This is a genomic window from Corallococcus sp. M7, from assembly GCF_054512695.1.
Genome location: NZ_CM137252.1, coordinates 8,370,344 through 8,386,578 on the forward strand (window position 1 = coordinate 8,370,344; position 16,235 = coordinate 8,386,578).

General features: G+C 71.6%; 15 protein-coding genes and 1 tRNA gene. 6 read left to right on the top strand and 10 right to left on the bottom strand.

Annotation, left to right across the window (positions count from 1 at the left end; genetic code table 11):
• Positions 1 to 45 precede the first annotated feature (45 nt).
• Entirely contained in the window at positions 46 to 1,995 is a 1,950-nt protein-coding gene (locus ACX114_RS33530; protein ID WP_459291404.1) for an FG-GAP-like repeat-containing protein, read from the top strand.
• A gap of 6 nt (positions 1,996 to 2,001) precedes the next feature.
• Here ACX114_RS33530 and ACX114_RS33535 read toward each other — a convergent pair whose 3' ends face one another.
• Positions 2,002 to 3,315 carry a hypothetical protein gene (locus ACX114_RS33535; protein WP_459291405.1) on the bottom strand — a complete coding sequence of 438 codons (1,314 nt, stop codon included), beginning with the start codon at positions 3,313 to 3,315 and terminating at the stop codon, positions 2,002 to 2,004.
• A 110-nt stretch (positions 3,316 to 3,425) separates the two neighbouring features.
• Here ACX114_RS33535 and ACX114_RS33540 point away from each other — a divergent pair, with 110 nt between their 5' ends.
• Positions 3,426 to 4,706 (top strand): metal-dependent hydrolase family protein, encoded by a 1,281-nt coding sequence (locus ACX114_RS33540; protein ID WP_459291406.1) that lies wholly within the window; start codon positions 3,426 to 3,428, stop codon positions 4,704 to 4,706.
• Positions 4,707 to 4,715: 9 nt separating this feature from the next.
• On the opposite strand, the gene ACX114_RS33545 is transcribed toward ACX114_RS33540, so the two are convergent.
• The 3 genes from ACX114_RS33545 to ACX114_RS33555 are packed head-to-tail and all read right to left on the bottom strand — an operon-like array spanning position 4,716 to position 9,337.
• Entirely contained in the window at positions 4,716 to 6,032 is a 1,317-nt protein-coding gene (locus tag ACX114_RS33545; protein ID WP_459291407.1) for a M16 family metallopeptidase, read from the bottom strand.
• A gap of 3 nt (positions 6,033 to 6,035) precedes the next feature.
• A complete protein-coding gene (locus ACX114_RS33550; protein ID WP_459291408.1) occupies positions 6,036 to 7,322 on the bottom strand; it encodes an insulinase family protein in 1,287 nt (428 codons plus the stop codon).
• A complete protein-coding gene (locus tag ACX114_RS33555; protein ID WP_459291409.1) occupies positions 7,319 to 9,337 on the bottom strand; it encodes a toxin-antitoxin system YwqK family antitoxin in 2,019 nt (672 codons plus the stop codon). The genes ACX114_RS33550 and ACX114_RS33555 overlap by 4 nt, the downstream gene beginning before the upstream one ends.
• A gap of 331 nt (positions 9,338 to 9,668) precedes the next feature.
• On the opposite strand from ACX114_RS33555, the gene ACX114_RS33560 reads away from it, so the two are divergent.
• Positions 9,669 to 10,151 carry a hypothetical protein gene (locus ACX114_RS33560; RefSeq protein WP_459291410.1) on the top strand — a complete coding sequence of 161 codons (483 nt, stop codon included), beginning with the start codon at positions 9,669 to 9,671 and terminating at the stop codon, positions 10,149 to 10,151.
• Here ACX114_RS33560 and ACX114_RS33565 read toward each other — a convergent pair.
• Both ACX114_RS33565 and ACX114_RS33570 read right to left on the bottom strand, forming a co-directional pair.
• A complete protein-coding gene (locus ACX114_RS33565) occupies positions 10,109 to 10,369 on the bottom strand; it encodes a hypothetical protein (protein ID WP_459291411.1) in 261 nt (86 codons plus the stop codon). The genes ACX114_RS33560 and ACX114_RS33565 overlap by 43 nt on opposite strands.
• Entirely contained in the window at positions 10,366 to 11,508 is a 1,143-nt protein-coding gene (locus tag ACX114_RS33570; RefSeq protein WP_459291412.1) for a linalool dehydratase/isomerase domain-containing protein, read from the bottom strand. The genes ACX114_RS33565 and ACX114_RS33570 overlap by 4 nt, the downstream gene beginning before the upstream one ends.
• 127 nt (positions 11,509 to 11,635) lie before the next feature.
• On the opposite strand from ACX114_RS33570, the gene ACX114_RS33575 reads away from it, so the two are divergent.
• The 3 genes from ACX114_RS33575 (at position 11,636) to ACX114_RS33585 (ending at position 14,717) form a co-directional block, all read left to right on the top strand.
• On the top strand, positions 11,636 to 12,553 hold the full coding sequence (locus tag ACX114_RS33575) for a hypothetical protein (protein WP_459291413.1): 918 nt from the start codon (positions 11,636 to 11,638) through the stop codon (positions 12,551 to 12,553).
• Positions 12,554 to 12,806: 253 nt separating this feature from the next.
• On the top strand, positions 12,807 to 13,670 hold the full coding sequence (locus ACX114_RS33580) for a hypothetical protein (protein WP_459291414.1): 864 nt from the start codon (positions 12,807 to 12,809) through the stop codon (positions 13,668 to 13,670).
• Between the two features lie 42 nt (positions 13,671 to 13,712).
• Complete coding sequence (locus ACX114_RS33585; RefSeq protein WP_459291415.1) at positions 13,713 to 14,717, top strand: hypothetical protein; 1,005 nt, start codon at positions 13,713 to 13,715, stop codon at positions 14,715 to 14,717.
• A 9-nt stretch (positions 14,718 to 14,726) separates the two neighbouring features.
• On the opposite strand, the gene ACX114_RS33590 is transcribed toward ACX114_RS33585, so the two are convergent.
• The 4 genes from ACX114_RS33590 to ACX114_RS33605 form a co-directional block, all read right to left on the bottom strand.
• A complete protein-coding gene (locus ACX114_RS33590) occupies positions 14,727 to 15,140 on the bottom strand; it encodes a peptidase inhibitor family I36 protein (protein ID WP_459291416.1) in 414 nt (137 codons plus the stop codon).
• 130 nt (positions 15,141 to 15,270) lie between these two features.
• Positions 15,271 to 15,342 (bottom strand) — tRNA-Glu (locus tag ACX114_RS33595).
• Between the two features lie 34 nt (positions 15,343 to 15,376).
• The gene (locus tag ACX114_RS33600) at positions 15,377 to 15,547 is read right to left on the bottom strand and encodes a hypothetical protein (RefSeq protein ID WP_459291417.1); all 171 of its coding nucleotides are present in this window, start codon (positions 15,545 to 15,547) and stop codon (positions 15,377 to 15,379) included.
• Positions 15,525 to 16,154, bottom strand: coding sequence for a hypothetical protein (locus ACX114_RS33605; RefSeq protein ID WP_459291418.1), 630 nt, complete (start codon positions 16,152 to 16,154; stop codon positions 15,525 to 15,527). Before ACX114_RS33605 ends, ACX114_RS33600 begins: the two co-directional genes overlap by 23 nt.
• Positions 16,155 to 16,235: the final 81 nt, after the last annotated feature.

Consider the following 16,235-nt stretch of genomic DNA (forward strand, 5'->3'; position numbering starts at 1 on the left):
GGAGGATTTTAAGTTATTTCTCGTTTTCCATGTATAATCCCAGCCATGCGATGCTTCCGTCCCCGTCTCGCGCGCGCCGCCGCGCTGCTCTCGGTGTTCACTCCGCTGCTGGCCTGCGGGCCGGACGGAGACGCGCGGCCCTCCCCTGAGGCGCTGGCCGGGCAGTCGCGGATGTTGGCGGCGACAGGCCACAAGGCGTTCCGGGTGATGACGTACAACGTGCGCGGTCCGCTGGACACGGGCGTGCGCGCGTGGCCCAACCGCAAGGCGGCGGTCCTCCAGCGCATCCTCGCGAACAACGCGGACATCGTCGGCGTGCAGGAGGCGCAGGCGCCCTCGGGTGGGCCCAGCATCCCCGCGGACCTCATCGCGGGGCTCACGGGCGCGGACAAGCCCTACGGCGTCTACAACCCGGGCGGTGGGAGCCCGAAGCTCATCTTCTTCAAGAAGAGCCGCTTCGAGATGGCCCCGGAAGTGGGCCAGGGCAACGAGGCGCTCGTGAACCCGTATGCCTCCAGCGCCACGTGCTTCAGCCACGCGGAGGGGAAGAAGATTGCGTGGGTGGGCCTGCGCGACCTGACGTCCGGCCAGGTGTACTTCGTGGCCAACACGCACTTCGCCTACGCGGCGGAGTGTTCACTGGGGCGGCTCCGGGAAGCGGAGCAGATGGCGTCGTTCCTGGCCACGAAGCCCGGGGGCCTGCCGGTCATCGCCATGGGGGACTTCAACTCCGACGCGCAGGGCCAGCACACGCCGGGGGAGACGACCATCGCGGACCTGGAGGGCGGGGCCCGGCTGTTCCGCACCGCGCGCTTCGACGGCGTGACGGGCGTGGACGACGCCACGTTCAACAACGCGTGGAACGGCTCCACGTCCACGAAGTACCAGCGGCTGGACTACATCTTCCACAACGGGGGCGCGCTCACCTCGTCCGCGCCCGCCATCGACCGGACGGAGAGCGGCGGCCTCACGCCGTCGGACCACTACCCGGTGCTCGCCACCATCCGCCCGGCCCTCTTCACCGCGGGCTCCACCCTTTCGCCCACGCCCAACGGCACGTCCACCAGCACGCAGCTGTTCTTCGCGGACGTGGACGGCGACGGCTGCGCGGACCGCATCAGCTGGAACTACGCGGCGGGCGAGGGCGAGACGTGGGTGGCGAAGTCGAAGTGCGACGGCGGCTTCGCCACGGCGGTGAAGAACACGGGCGCGACGAGCGGTGTGGCCACCACGCGCTTCTTCTTCTCGGACGTCACCGGCGACGGGTGCGCGGACAAGGTCCTCTGGCGGCCCAACCTGGGGGACGGCGAGGTGCGCATCTACCCCGCGAAGTGCGACGGCACCTTCGGCGACCGCGTGGCCATCACCCAGGCGGCGAGCACCAGCGACGCCACGCGCTTCTTCTTCGCGGACATCACCGGCGACGGGTGCGCGGACCTGGTGCGATGGAACCCCACGCAGAAGTCCGGCGCCTTCGACACCTTCGTGTCGAAGTGCAACGGCACGGTGTCCTTCGGCGCCGCGGTGACGAGCACGACGGGAGCGAACACGAGCGCTGGCACCCGCGTGTCCTTCGCGGACGTGGACGGCGACGGCAAGGCGGACCGCATCCTCTGGAACCCGGACCAGGAGGGGGGCCGCACGCGCGTGTACCGCTCCACCGGCGCGGGGGCGTTCGCGCTGTTCTTCCTGCACGAGTCCGGCACCAGCGGCGTGGACACGTCCCGCTTCTACTTCGCGGACGTGGACGGCGACGGCAAGGCGGACAAGGTCTTCTGGCGGCCGGGCTTCCGCGAGGGCCGGATGCAGGTCTACCCGAGCACCGGCACCAACTTCGCGGGCAGCCCGGTGATGGACAACACGGGCTTCAGCAACTCGGAGAACACGGACTTCTTCTTCGCGGACATCGACGGCCGGGACGGCGCGGACAAGGTGTACTGGAACCCCGGCAACTACGACGGCGACACCAAGGTGTTCCGCGCGCTGGCACCGTAGCGCCACTCAGTCCTGGAGGACGGAGTAGCCGTATGCGTTCGAGCTCCACGAGTCCGGTTCGAACGCCGGGGGGACCGCCTGGTAGAGGTCCTGGTAGCCATGGCCCATCCCCAGGGAGCGGGAGGACCACTGCACGAAGTAGCGGCCCGCGCCCGGCTCCCGCAGCGGCGACACCTCCGCGGGAAGGATGAAGGGGGTGAAGCTGCTCACGGTCGCGGGCGCGGTGACGTACCAGTCGAGCTCCGGCACGCCCTCCTGGGGAAGCATGCGAATCGTCACGCTGTGCGCGGAGGGGTCCGCGCTCCAGCGCAGCGTCAGCCCGGAGCGCGGCCCGGAACCGGGCGCCGCCTCCGTGCCCACCGAAGGCGCGGTGAGCGTCACGGGCGCGGGCAGGGCCAGCGACGTGACGCCCCCAGTGGACAGCGGCGCGTGCACGACCATCCGCCCGGAGGAGATCCGCTCATCGCTGCCCGCCGTCGCGGACAGGCGGACGTCCACGGTGTCGAACGGCGGCGTCCGGGCCATGGCCGGGACTTCGATGGGCGAGGTGCCGGTGGTGCTCGTGGTGAAGAGGTACTCCGACCCGAGCGTGAAGGTGGCGGTGACGCCCGAAAGCGCTCCATAGGGCTGGAGGTTCGTCACCTCCACGGGCAGCCGCTGGTCCAGCGGGTGGTCCAGGGGGATGACCAGGTCGCTGACGGTCCGCCCCTCTCCGACGGCGATGTCCCGCAGCAATCCCACGGCCGAGAACCGCCCGGTGTTGTCGGTGTTGTCACCGACGAACAGCGCCACCTGACCGGCGGTCTCCCCCCAGACATCGACGCTGAAGGTGCCATCCGCCTGCGTGTTGTCGATACCTGAGAAGCCCTCCCCCACCACGCGCACCTGCGCCGGTCTCCCCGAGAGGTTCGTCACGCGGCCGGCGAGGGTGGCCTGCCGGCTGCCCCGGAAGCCGCCTGACAGCAAGCCGAAGCCGGAGCGGACCCACACCTCCGTGCCCTCCACGTTCAGCGTGGTGCTGGCCCACACCTTGCCGTCGCCCACCATGACGACGGTGATGTCCTGCGGGCCGGTGATGGCCGGGTCATGGAACCGCGCGATGCCGTCGCGGCCCAGCGGCTGACGGAAGCGGCTGCCATCTCCTAGCAGCACGGTGATGCCCTGCATGTCGCCAAGGCCGGTGACGAAGTCCCACCAGTCCGAATGGACGATGAGGGTGGCCGGGCCGTCCGGACCCGCGTCCGGGGTGTGGGTGGGCGGGTCGGTCTTGTCGCCACAGGCGACGCACAGCAGCACGGCAAGCACGATCAAGCGATGCAATGAAGGTCCCCCAGCGGAATAACGGTGCGGCATTCGAAAGCCGCCCCCCTGACGGACAAGCCCGCGCAAGCTGACGTCGTGCACGAAGAAAGCGCAGACTGCGCCCCCACATGCGCGCCCTGCTCTTCGCCACCGTCCTGTCCGGGGTCCTCGCCGCCGCGTCCGCGCGGGCCCAGGCCCCTGCCCGTTCCTACGTGCTGCGCCCGGCGCGCGTCTTCGACGGCACCACGCCCAAGCCCCACACGGGCTGGGTGGTGGTCGTCACCGGCGAGCGCATCGTCGCCGCGGGGCCCGCGCAGGGCGTGAAGGCGCCGGAGGGCGCGGAGGTCCTCGACCTGCCCGGCGCGACGCTGCTGCCCGGCCTCATCGAGGGCCACTCGCACCTGTTCCTGCACCCGTACAACGAGGCGAACTGGAACGACCAGGTGCTCAAGGAGTCCCTGGCGCTGCGCGTGGCGCGGGCCACGAACCACGCGAAGGCGGCGCTGCTGGCGGGCTTCACCACCACGCGCGACCTGGGCACGGAGGGCGCGGCGGACGCGGACGTGGGCCTCAAGCAGGCCATCGACCAGGGCATCATCCCGGGCCCGCGCATGGTCGTCACCACGCGCGCGCTGGTGGCCACCGGCAGCTACGGCCCCAAGGGCTTCGCCTCCGAATGGACGGTGCCCCAGGGCGCCGAGGAGGCGGACGGCGTGGACGGCCTCACGCGCGCGGTGCGCGGGCAGATGGGGCGCGGCGCGGATTGGATCAAGGTCTACGGCGACTACCGCTGGGGCCCGCGCGGCGAGGCGCTCCCCACCTTCTCCCAGGACGAGATGCGCCTCATCGTGGAGACGGCGAGGAGCGGCGGGCGTCCGGTGGCCGTGCACGCCAGCACGCCGGAGGGCATGAAGCGCGCGGTGCTGGCCGGAGCGGAGAGCATCGAGCACGGCGACGCCGGCACGCCGGAGGTCTGGAGGCTGATGGCCCAGCGGGGCGTGTTCCTGTGCCCCACGCTGGCGGCGGGCGACGCCATGCTCCAGTACCGGGGCTGGAAGCGCGGCGTGGACCCGGAGCCGGAGTCCGCGAAGAAGAAGCGCGAGGGCCTCAAGGCCGCGCTGGCGGCGGGCGTGCCCCTGTGCGTGGGTGGGGACTCGGGCGTCTTCGCGCACGGGGAGAACGCGCGCGAGCTGGAGCTGCTGGTGGAGAGCGGCGTGACGCCCGCGCAGGCGCTCCAGGCGGCCACCTCCGGCAACGCGCGGATGCTGCACTGGGAGGACCGCATCGGGCAGGTGAAGGCGGGGCTCCTCGCGGACCTCGTCGCCGTGGAGGGCGACCCCACGCAGGACATCCGCGCCGTGCGCAAGGTGCGCCTGGTGATGAAGGGCGGCACGCTGTATTCGCGCTGAACGCCAGGCTCAGAGCGGCGTGCTCACGATGCGCACGGAGCGCTCCTCCACGAAGTAGCGGCGGACGAAGTCCTTGAGCACCGCGGACGTGAGCGGAGGCGGGGGCTGGAGGAAGCCCAGGTCCGTGCCCCCCTCCCGGCGCGGCTCCGCGGCCTCCGCCGCCAGGGCATCCGCCAGCGCCGGGCCCGCGTTCGACAGCCCGTCCACCTCACGCCGTCCCCGCTGGGCCAGCAGCTTCTGCTCGGCGGCGGCGGGCGGACGCTTCGCCAACGACTCGAAGGTCTCCTGCATCCGCGACGGCAGGAGGGAGCCGTCCAGGGAGCGCGTGTACGCGAACGCCAGGAGCAGGTCGTTGCCGCGCAGCGTGAGGCACCGCACGTCCACGCCGGAGACGATGGGCTCCTTCACGTGCACCGCGAGCAGCAGCCGCAGCTCGAGCAGCGCCGCCACCGTCCGGCACGTCGCCCGCGCCTCCCGGGGGAGCGCGTAGCCCAGCGTCACGAAGGTGGTGTCCGCCCGCGTCTCCTGCTCCACCGGGAAGACGGCCTCCTCCAGCGCGGGCGCCACCCGCTCCTCCGCCAGGGCCGGCGCCAGCCGATAGCCCTCGTCCACCAGGCGGCGCGCCTCCTCCCCGCCCACGGCGCCCGTGAAGACGAGCGAGACGTTGGAGGTGAGGTACTCCGACGCGTAGAACTTCAGCACGTCCTCGCGCGTGATGCGGCCGCGCGAGTTGCGCGAACCAATGAGCGCGTAGGCGGCGGACACGCTGGAGAAGAGGGCCCCTTCAATCTGGCTGCCCAGCAGCGAGTCCTTGAAGTGGTACGTGCTCTCCGTCTGGATGATGCCCAGCTCGCGGTCCAGCCGCTTGCCGCCGGGGAGCATGGGGCTGGTCACCATGCGCAACACGTCCCGGGCCAATGGCCCGAACGCGCTCGCGGGAGCATCCAGCATGTACACGGTGGCGTTCGACATCGTGTGGGCATTCAACACGCCGCCGGCCGCCTCCACGCGCGCGCGCAGCTCCGGGCCCGCCAGGTCGTGGCTGCCGTGGAACACCAGGTGCTCCACCAGGTGCGCCAGGCCCTCCTTGCCCGGCGGATCATGCGAGGCGCCGGAGCGCACCACCACGCGTAGCGACGCGGTGTCCGACGTGGGCTGGGGCACCAGCAGCAGCTCCGTCCCATCCACCAACCTCTCGGAGGTGACGGCCGGCGCCGCGGCGGCGGGCGGGGACGCCGTCTGCTTTCGTGACGCCGCGCCAGCCGGGGACGCGGCGAGGAGCACCCACCCGAGCAGGACGGGCTTCCACAAGAAGGGACGATGCATGGGTTATCTCCGCCGCATCCGGACGCCCGCCGTGGAGCGGAGCGGAACGACGCTGGGGGTGAACAGCAGGTGGATGCGGCGGTCCTCTCCCAACCAGCCCCGCACGGACTGCGTGAGGGACTCCGGCGTGAGCGACGTCAACGCGGCCTCCAGCTCCGGCGCGTACCAGGTCGGCGAGTGCACGCTCGCCGCGAGCGCGAGCCCGACCTCCGTGGGGCTCCGGTCGTCCGTCCTCAGCCGCGCGAGCACCTGGGCCCGGGCCTGCGCGAACTCCTCCGCGCCCACGCGCCCCTCGCGCACCGCCCCCACCTCCTCCAGCATGAAGGGCCCCAGGTCCAGCGCGGACGGGTCCCTCGCGGGCAGCGTCAGCACCAGGTGATCCATCCACGGCGTCAGCACCACGGACGCGTCCTGCGCGTAGCCCACGCCCAGGCGGCGGAAGCGCTGCTCCAGCCGCTGCCCCAGGAGCACGCCCACCACCCGCGCCGCCGCGGCCTGCCGCGCGTCCCCCAACTCGATGGGGTAGGCCAGCACGTTGATGTCGCTCACCGCCGGGAGCTTGAGCGTCACCGGCAGTTGGGGCGAAAGCCGCGTCACCGCCGACGGTGTCCCGCCCTTGTAGCGGGCCACGGTGCGCTTCAGCGCCTCCGCGTCGAAGTCCCCGGTGGCGATGACCACCGCGTTGCGAGGGCTCAACGGGCCGGAGAGGTAGGCCGCGATGTCACGGTCGGAGAAGGACAGCACCGACTGCGCGCTCGGCGGCACGGGGGCCCTGAAGCGCGGCTCCGTGGAGAGCACCACCGCCAGCACCGACTCCAGGAAGTCATCCGCGAAGGTGAGTGACGGGTCCTGCCCGGTGCGCTCCAGCGCGGCCTCCAGGCGCGCGTCATCCACCTGGGGCGAGAGCACCGACGTCAGCACGCGCTCCGCGAGGGCATCGAAGTCCTGCCGGGGCGCGCTCAGCGTGAAGCCGCTCTGGCGCAGCCCTGTCGACATCGTCAGGGACGCGTTCGCGCCGAACAATTCGCGCACCAGGTCCTCGTAGCGCCCGCGCCGGTTGGCCTCCAGCATGACGTGCTGGGACGCCCGGGTGAGCCCCACCAGGCCGCCCTCGTCGAAGCGCCCCACGGTGAAGACCACGTGCAGCGTGGCGCGCTCCGTCCCGGGGCGTGGCGCGAGCACCAGGCGCGCGTGCTCCGGCGACTCCCGCGAGCGTTGAACCTCGAAGGGCGCGGCCGACGCCGCGCTCCAGGCCCAGAGCAGCAGCCCTCCCCAGACCCACGCCTTCATGGCGCCTCCTGACTGACGACCTGCGCACCGGTGCCCGTCGCGGGGACCGCCGCGTCCGTCCCCACCTTCACGCTGGGGCCCGCCACCGACTCCTCCACCCGCAGGCCGTTGAGCCCCGCCCGCCGCACGGTGAGCGCGTAGCGCGCGGCGCCGTCCGCCGTGTCGCGCCGGGGCCAGGCGAGCCGCAGCCGCTGGCCCCACCACTCCAGCGGATGTCCGCCGTACAGCGCCTCCTCCTCCGCGGGCGCGGAAGCTCCCTGGGCCGCCAGCGCCCGCTTCACCCTCACCATGTCCGACGCGGACTCCCACCGCGCCTCGCGCTCCTCCTCTTCTTCTGGCCGCGAGTCCTTCTGGGCCAGGGGACGCGCGCCGCCGTGCACCCGCAGAGGCCGCCCCTCCTGCCACCAGGACAGCTCCTGCCGGTTGCCCCGGATGTCGTAGGTGCTCCACTCCCCGTCGCGCAGGCCGCGCGCGTAGTAGCCCTCCACGTGCGTGATGCCGCTCACGAAGAAGTGGGTGTAGGGGCCCTGGAGCTTGCCGGCCGCGTACGTCCTGCTCTCCAGCACGCGCCCATCCAGGGCCAGGTCCTCCACCACACCCTCCAGCCGCCCCCTGCTGAAGCGGGCGCGGAACACCACCGCCTCCGGCATGGACGCGTCGCGGATGCGCCACTCGCCCACTTCCAGCCCGTTCGCGTACTCACCGTCCGCGAGCAGCCGTCCCTCCCGGTCCCAGCGGGACCAGCGCCCGTCACGCCGCCCCTTCGCGTACGCCTCGCGGAAGAGCAACTGTCCCCGCGCGGTCCTCAGCCACGAGGGCCCCTCCGGCGATTCCAGCGCCGTCAGGCAGCGGGACAGCACATGCCCCGCGGGCGAGGACTCGCGCCGCAAGGTGGTCCCGGTGGGACAGGCGTCCAGCTTCCAGCGCTGGGCCACGAATGCGCCCGCGGCGAGCCCCAGCAGCGCCAGCGCCCCCGCCCCGGCCCAGGAGGACGGCAGCGTCGCCGGGGGGCCCTCCGGCGCGGCCCGGGAGGCCCGGGGCAGGCCATGCTGTCCCCGGCTCAACTGGTGGAGGATGCCCTCGCGCATCCACAGCGTCCCGCAGGAGGCGCACGGCACCACCGCGACGCCCTGGAACACCACCGTCGAGCACGCGCCACCGCAGGAGGCGCACCTCGCCGGCCTGCCCCCGGGCTCGTCCAGCATCCGGCGCAGCGCATCCGCGCGCAGGCCACGCTCGGTGAGGACCTGCTCCTGCTCCCGGGCGGTCAGCAGGTCGCCGGAGCAGGTGTCGCAGTGGGCCCCCAGCCGCCCCTCGCTCCGCCACAGCGGGGCCGCCGCCGGACAGTCCGGGCAGTCGTAGCCCGCCTCCTGCCGCGCGGCCTCCGGGGCCGGAGCGGCCACGACAGGCGCCGCCTCCACGCCAGCTGTTTCCACGTCGCGCCACGTCCACCACACGGCCCGCAGGAAACCCAGTTGCAGGCCCAGGAGCACCGCGTCCACGCAGAGCACGGCCAGGCCCCACCGGGGCGAGCGCGTGACGAACTCCGAGGTGAGCAGCAACGCCACCCCACCCTGAAGCAGCACGATGCCGGACGCGCAGGCCTTCAGCATCCGCGCGCGGGCGTGTGGCAGCGCGGCCAGGACGCTCGCCAGCCGGGGCAACCCCGCCAGCAGCAGGCCCGCCACCAGCCCCGCAGCCACCGACGCGGGCCGGGACGCGGGAAGCGCGCCGCGCCCCCGGAGGCCGTGCACCGCCACCGCCAGGAACAGGGCCCACGCCATCCAGGGCACCAGCGACACCACGAGCCCCCAGGGCCGGGGCGGCACGCTCCACAGCCACGGCCCCAGCACCCAGGCCTCCAGGAACCGGGGCATCGCCTCCGGCGAAGCCAGTTGCCCGAGCCGCGCCATCCCGAACGCGCCCATGAACAGCAGGGCCAGCCTCGCGGCGCGGCGCGCGGTCCCTCCGCCGTTCGCCTCGACGGCGGCCCCCTCATTGACTTGTGAAGACATTTCCCCTCGGGATGAGACGGCGCGCAGTCTAATCACATCCCGTTGTCATCCGGAAAACCCTCCCCGTGAAACGCCGCATCAGGGCAGGGATTGACCCGGCCAACCCGCCTTGCCTATACGTCCGCGCTCCGAGGGGGACGGGCCCTGGGAGCCCGAGCCCTGATGTCTTTCAGGCCTGTCTTTGATTTCAGGGAAACAATCCATGTCATCGCGCAACAGCATCTGTACGTGGGTCCTGGGTGGCATTTGCCTCATGGCTGCGACAGGGGCCCATGCCCAGGGACGAAATGGTTCACGTGCGTCCCATTGGAAGGCTTTGCCCGGTTCCAGCGTGAAGATGGGGGACGCCACCCGTGAGGGTTCCGGGAGCGTGCTGCCGGACAAGCAGGCCTTCTGCCAGGACGTGAAGGCGGTGATGCGCACGGTGGGCAAGGGCTTCAAGCCGCTGCGGGGGCAGGCCCAGCGGGGCAACACGGAGGAGCTCTCCATCTGGGAGTCCACGAAGAACGTCCAGGACCTGCGCTGCTCCGTCTACCAGACGCGGGTCCTGGGGGATTACGTGTACTGCGTCCAGACGAACCAGGAGTGCTCGCCCGCGCAGGACCGCTTCCACCTGCTCTCCAGCTACCTGATGAGCACGTGCTACCCGGGCTGGAACTGGCAGGACTCCCGGCTGGACTCGTGGGACACCTATTCCCAGCGCCGGATGGTGATGGCCACCAACGACGAGGGGCTGCGCATCTCGCTGGAGATGGGCCGGGCGAAGGACTCCTACTCCCGCTGCGACGTGACGCTCACCTTCGAGCTGCTCTGAAGCGCGGCGTCCGCGAGCCCCGCCAGCAGCAGCACCGGCGCGACCAGCACCGCGCCGAACCAGGCCAGCGCGTAGAGGACTCCGAAGCCCATGCTCCAGGGGCCGCCCACGACGGTCCCGGACAGCACGCCCACGGACTCACGGCCTCCGCCCAGGTGCAGCGCCAGGTAGAGCGCGCCGATGCCCAGCGCGGCCATGACGAAGGGGTGTCGCATCATCGGTGCGCCTCCAGGTGCGGCGTCCGCGCGAGACGCCAGAGGGGTCCTTCGACGAGCGCGTACAGCAGCACCGCGTCCGCGAGCGGATTGCCCGCCGCGAAGCGCACACCGGTGTCGTCGTGCACCGGGAAGGCCGCGAAGTGGAGGCTCGTGAGCAGCCCGTCCAGCGCCTCTTCGTCGTCGAACGCCGCCGCCCCCACGAGCGCGAGCCCGCTGGAGCCCGCGTTCGCGTTCACCCACGGAATCGTGGGCCCGGAGTCGATGTCCTGCATCGCCTCCACCTCCGCTGGCCACTCCGCCGCCCACGCGAAGCCCAGCGCCTGTCCCAGGAGCGCGGCGCGGGCCCGCTGGTACTGGTCGCTCGCGAAGTCCGCGTCCACCACCTGGAGCATGTGCGCCGCGAGCCACAGCGTGGAGCCCTCTGGCCCGTCCTTCGCCAAGCCGTCATAGGTGAAGCTGGACACGAGCAGACCGGTCCGACGGTCGGACAGGTGCTCCCGCGCGGAGGCCACCCACCGGCGCAGGAGCGCGCCGTGGTCCCGCCCGTCCACCCGGTCCGACAGGCGCAGCGCCGCGAGCGCCACCGTGTTGCAGAAGGTCCAACCCTCGTCCGGGTAGCTCTCCGCCGCGAGCACCGGCGCGCGCTCCAACTGTCCGGCGATGAGGTCCACGCGCTCGCGCAGGAGCGGCGAGTAGTCCGCGCGCTTCTCCACCCTCTGGCGCGCGGCGAGCATCAACGCCAGCTCACCATCCACGAAGAGGCTGCGCCCGGCCGGGTCCTTGAAGGGGCCCACGTGCACGTAGGGCAGGAAGAAGGCCTCGTGCGCGCGCCGTTCGTCTCGCAGCGTCCGGGCGATGAGCGCGTCCACGACCGCCAGGTGCTCCGCCTTCCGCGCGGGCTCCGACAGCGCGAGGTTCGCGAACGACAGCACGGAGAAGGTCCGCACCATCAGGTCCCACTCCGGGTTCGATCGGTGGAGCACGTCGCGCTCCGCGCTCGACTCCTGGAGCGAGAACGCGCGTTGGCGCAAGGCCAGCGCAGCCGTCAGCGCTCCCCGGTCGCGGGGCCGGAACAGCAGGTGGAGCGCTGGCAGCCACACCGCCACGGCCAGCACCAGCAGCACGAGTTTGCGTCGCATGCCCGGCAGTCTTGGCCGCGGGCAGGGCCGCAGCGTGGCCCCTCGGGCCGGACGGTCGGCTCCGCGTGCTGAACGGTCGCGGAAACGCCGTTGTCCCAACCCGCCGGGCCCGCGTGTCTCAAGGGCCATGAAGACACCTGGATGGACGGCGCTGACGATGGGAGTGTTCCTGGGAGGCTTTGGCCTGATGAAGCCCCCTTCGGCGGAGGCGTGCGGACGTCCCCTGTGCACCGTGCAGGGCAGCCGCATCCCCATGCCCTCGGGAGGGGACGTCCCGGCGAACGTGCCCGCCCTGGTGGTGGTGCCCCCTGCCTATGAGTGGGTGGAGGAGCAGACCCTGCGCTTGCGAACGGAGGAAGGTGTGGACGTAGAAGCACGCGTCCTCAGGGGCCCCGGGAACAGCGGCGTGCTCGCCCCAGCCGCCCCGCTCGTCCCCGGAACGCGCTATCGCCTGGAGGGGAGCGTCCCCTGCTCCGAAGGCCGCACGGGAGTCCCCTTCGTCACGATGGCGAGCTTCCTCGCGGGTCCGGAGTCCGCGCTGCCCACCGCGACCGGCGTGCTCCAGCCGGCAGCCGCGCAGCACGGACAGCTCCGGGTCTGGGACGGTGGCGCGTCGTGCGCGTCGGGCTACATCGCAGGCTGGGTGACACTGGCGTTCACCCCCGCCCCCGAGCTGGTGCCCTTCCTGCCGTGGGTGCACTGGACGCTGGAGGTGGATGGACAGCCGTGGGCCACGGCTCCGCATGGCGCGGTGGACTCCAGCGGCGGTGCCATCCCCGCGGATGGATTCAGGACGATGCGGGACCTGCTGACCGTCTATTCACTCTGTGGCTACGAGTCCCCCGGGATGCCGCCCTCGGCCACGGGCCTCGCCCCCGGGGTGCATACGGCCACGCTGCGCCCTGTGCTCGAACAGTCGGGGACCCCGCTGCCCCCGGTGAGCACTTCCTTCGAGCTGACGTGTCCCGCCATGGGCTCCGACGGCGGCATCGAGCCGGCCCCGACGCCGGCACTGACACGGGCCCGGATGACGAGCTCCCGGTGAAGGCCAAGGGGTGCTCGCAGGCCGGAGGTGGACTCTCGGTGCTGGGAGCCCTCTCGGCCCTGCGCCTGTGGCGCCGCAGGAGGGCGTGACGTTGTCCCAGCCTGGCGGGTTCGCGTGTCTCAAGGGCATGACGACACGCGCATGGAAGGCCCTGGGAGTGGGAACGTTCTTGCTCGGCGGAGGGCTCGTGCTGCCTCCCTCCGCGGAGGCGTGCAGCGGAGCTCCCTGCTACCTCCGATGGAACGATTTCCCGATGCCGGCGGACGCGGTCGTGCCCGCGAACGTGCCGGCGCTGGTGATGGCGTCGCTCGGATGGCCTCCTGTCGAAAGCGGCAGCCTGCGCCTGCGCACGGAGGACGGCGCCGACGTGGAGGCACGGCTGCTGTCAGGCCCTCGCGGAAGCGGGGTCCTCGTCCCGGTGGCGCCGCTCGTGCCGGGGACCGGCTACCGGCTGGAGGGCCACAGCCCCTGCCCGGGAGCGTCGGAGGAGGAGAACACCGCGACGGCGACGTTCACCGCGGGCCCGGCCGTCGCGCTTCCCGAGACGTCGGGGACCCTGCAAGCCGGCCCGGAGCAGCACGGGTCCTTCCCCGTCTATGGCGGCGCATCCTGTTCGACGGAGGTGCAGGGCAGCGAGGTGACGCTGAGCTTCACGCCCTCGCCGGAGCTGGTGCCCTACCTGCCGTGGGTGCACTGGACGCTGGAGGTGGATGGGCAGCCGTGGGCCACCGCACCGCACGGCGCGGTGGAACCGGCGGGCACCCTCCGCTTCATGGACCGGCTCCAGTACGCGCATGTCCCGCTCACCGTGTACTCGGTCTGTGACTTCCCGCAGCAGCAGCCGCCCCCCACGGACCAGGGGCTTGCTCCCGGAAGGCATGTGGCCACGCTGCGTCCGGTGCTCGAACAGTCCCCCACGCCGCTCCCCGCCCTGGAGGTCTCCTTCGAGCTGACGTGCCCCGAGAAGGAGCCCGAACCCGAGCCAGGCCCCGACGTCAACCCCAAGCCCGAGCCCGAGGCGTCGAAGGACGAGGGATGCTCCCAGGCGGGCGGAGGGCTCGCGGCGTTCGGGCTCCTGGCCACGCTCCGGCTCTGGCGGCGCAAGAACCGTCCCTGAGGCATGTCCCAACGTCCCGCGCTCCCGTGTCTGATGGAGCAAATGCACGGACACGCTTGGACATGGGGCGCGGTGGGGATGTTCCTCCTGGGGCTGGGGGCGCTCGCGCCTCCTTCCGCGGAGGCATGCGTCGCGCCCAACTGCCTCGTAGACGTCCGCTTCCCGCTCCCGGAGGACGGCGGCACGGTTCCCTCGAACGTCCCCGGGCTGGTGGTGGTGCCACCGCTCCTGGAGAACACGGACGTCTCCACCCTCAAGCTGCTCCAGTCGGATGGCACGCCGGTGCCCTTCACGCTGGCGGATGGCGACCGGAGGACGCACGTCCTGGTCCCGAAGGCGCCGCTCGTGCCGGGCACGCAGTACCGCATCGAGGCGAAGGGCCTCTGCCAGTACCGGGACACACAGACGCAGTCCGCGACCTTCACCGCGGACCCGGAGCTGCCCCTGCCCACGACCCTGGGCACGCTGAGCGTGGACACGCCCAGCCAGGGGGTGTTCCCCGTGTTCGGAGACTCGAACTGCGGAAGCCCGCAGGAGGGCGAGGCCACCACGCTGCGCTTCACCCCATCACCGGAGCTGGTGCCCTTCCTGCCCTGGGTGCACTGGGCGGTGGAGGTGGACGGGCAGCCCTGGTCGTTCGCCAATCACCACGGGCTGACCTCCACGGGCGAGGACAACCCAGACAGCCACAAGTACGAGTACCGGCGGCAGCTGCTGTCCCTCTACACGGTCTGCAAGGAGTACAACCCGCCGCCGCCCAACATGGGCCTCACACCCGGACGCCATCAGGCCACGCTCAAGGGAACGCTGGAGCACGCGGACGTCACACTGCCGCCGCTCAGCGTGGACTTCGAGCTCCGCTGCCCCACGGCGTGCATGGGTGGAGGATGCGCCGACGGGGGCACCGACGTTGTCGGAGACCCCGTGGACGAGGATCCCCTCCACGGCCCGTCCAAGAACGGCTGCGCCCAGGCGGGAGGAGGCCTGACGGTGCTGGGCCTCCTCGCCACGCTGCGGCTCTGGCGCGGCCGTAAAGTCAGGGATTGAGCCCCGTGCTCAGTAGACCCAGACGCTCCTGGGCGCGAAGGGCAGCGGGCTGACCCACTCGCCGGGGCCAATGGGATGGGGACCGCCAACGCAGTCCTCATTGAGGAACAGCGACGCGGTATAGGGGCCGTTGTTGATGGCGGAAACGGCCCGGTCCTCCCAGCCATGCTCGGGAAGGTTCACGCAGGTCCCCGCGCCTCCAGGCGGCCAGGCCATGACGTTCCAGACCTCACCGGTGAAGTCAGGACCGTCGAACAGGCAGAGGACACCGGAGAAGGGACACGGATTGTCTTCCTCGGCCGCCGCGTCCAAGGGCGTCAACACGGCCGCCGCGGAGAGCGCGAGTGTCACCGCGGCCCCCAGGCCCAGGAGGGTGGACCGCTTGAAGCTGTCATGCTGCCGCCGGAATGCCTGCCAATTCATTTCAATGGCTCCCTTGCCCGGATGAACGTGTACTGCCACGCGATGGTAGGGCATGACACGGAACCGACAAGCAAGGAAAACCAGAAAACGAACGCATTCATTGTCTGGTGAACGGACAAAGGAAGAAGCGCTCCAGGGGCAGGGCTCGAACCTGCGTCCAGCCGGATGAGAGCCTACTGCGCTCCTGCTGAGCTCCCCTGGAGCCGCGCCAGCATGGAGGGCCCGGGCCCCGAGCATCAATCGCAGGGCTTGCCGGAGAACCACCCCGCCTTGCGCAGCATCGCCGCGAGCTCCAGGTGCCAGACGATGACGCCGTGCACCAGTGAAAGCCAACCCTGGCGGGACGCGTTCCAGGCGCCCGCGAGCGCGTTCCAGGTGTTGGAGTCATCCCCTCGCGAGACGATCATCGTGACGCGGTTGAACTCGCTGCGCACCCAGGTCTCGCGGCACCGCCGTCCACGTGCCGAAGAGCACCCGCCGGTCCACGCCGGCCAGGTGATGCACGATGTCCAGGTCCGGCATGGCGTGGGCGATGGCGAGCCAGCCCTTGCGGCGGGGCTTGCGGCGGAAGCGCGCGAGCAGCATGCGGGCCACGTCGTCGAACGGCGCGTCCTGCGACTGCGAGGTGAAGACGCTGCGGCGATTGCAGCGGGCGGAGAAGTAGGACACGAAGCACGCGGCCTCCGGTGAAGCGGCGAAGTCCGTCCAGCGGATGCGCGTGGCCAGGCTCGCCTTCGCGATGCGCATCGCCTCGTACTTGCGCTGATCCAGGGCAAGCTGCTCCACCTTGCGCTCAAAGCGGCAGACGAAGCGGAACAGCTTGTTGTAGCGCCGCCGGGACAGCTCCAGGCCGGACGCCTTGCGAGCTTGGCGCGCCAGCCGGTCCGCCTTGAAGTCACTCTGGCCGGGCGTCTTGTGGATCTCCGCCGCGAGCTGCCGCACCAGCGCGCGGACCTTCTCCACGTCCGCGCACTCAGCGGGGCTCAGCTCGCGGGCGGTCCGGAAGAGTTCCATCGCCTTGCGCGCCTGACGCTCGGGGGCCACTGGCGGAGGAAGCCCTCCGACATGGAGGTGAGCTGTTGAAGCCCCCGCCGC

Coding starts and splice junctions, on each gene's coding strand:
- ACX114_RS33590 (WP_459291416.1), bottom strand. CDS start 15,140: ATGAATTGGCAGGCATTCCGGCGGCAGCATGACAGCTTCAAGCGGTCC.
- ACX114_RS33605 (WP_459291418.1), bottom strand. CDS start 16,154: ATGGAACTCTTCCGGACCGCCCGCGAGCTGAGCCCCGCTGAGTGCGCG.
- ACX114_RS33580 (WP_459291414.1), top strand. CDS start 12,807: ATGCCGGCGGACGCGGTCGTGCCCGCGAACGTGCCGGCGCTGGTGATG.
- ACX114_RS33530 (WP_459291404.1), top strand. CDS start 46: ATGCGATGCTTCCGTCCCCGTCTCGCGCGCGCCGCCGCGCTGCTCTCG.
- ACX114_RS33540 (WP_459291406.1), top strand. CDS start 3,426: ATGCGCGCCCTGCTCTTCGCCACCGTCCTGTCCGGGGTCCTCGCCGCC.
- ACX114_RS33575 (WP_459291413.1), top strand. CDS start 11,636: ATGAAGACACCTGGATGGACGGCGCTGACGATGGGAGTGTTCCTGGGA.
- ACX114_RS33555 (WP_459291409.1), bottom strand. CDS start 9,337: ATGTCTTCACAAGTCAATGAGGGGGCCGCCGTCGAGGCGAACGGCGGA.
- ACX114_RS33585 (WP_459291415.1), top strand. CDS start 13,713: ATGCACGGACACGCTTGGACATGGGGCGCGGTGGGGATGTTCCTCCTG.
- ACX114_RS33565 (WP_459291411.1), bottom strand. CDS start 10,369: ATGATGCGACACCCCTTCGTCATGGCCGCGCTGGGCATCGGCGCGCTC.
- ACX114_RS33545 (WP_459291407.1), bottom strand. CDS start 6,032: ATGCATCGTCCCTTCTTGTGGAAGCCCGTCCTGCTCGGGTGGGTGCTC.
- ACX114_RS33550 (WP_459291408.1), bottom strand. CDS start 7,322: ATGAAGGCGTGGGTCTGGGGAGGGCTGCTGCTCTGGGCCTGGAGCGCG.
- ACX114_RS33600 (WP_459291417.1), bottom strand. CDS start 15,547: ATGATCGTCTCGCGAGGGGATGACTCCAACACCTGGAACGCGCTCGCG.
- ACX114_RS33570 (WP_459291412.1), bottom strand. CDS start 11,508: ATGCGACGCAAACTCGTGCTGCTGGTGCTGGCCGTGGCGGTGTGGCTG.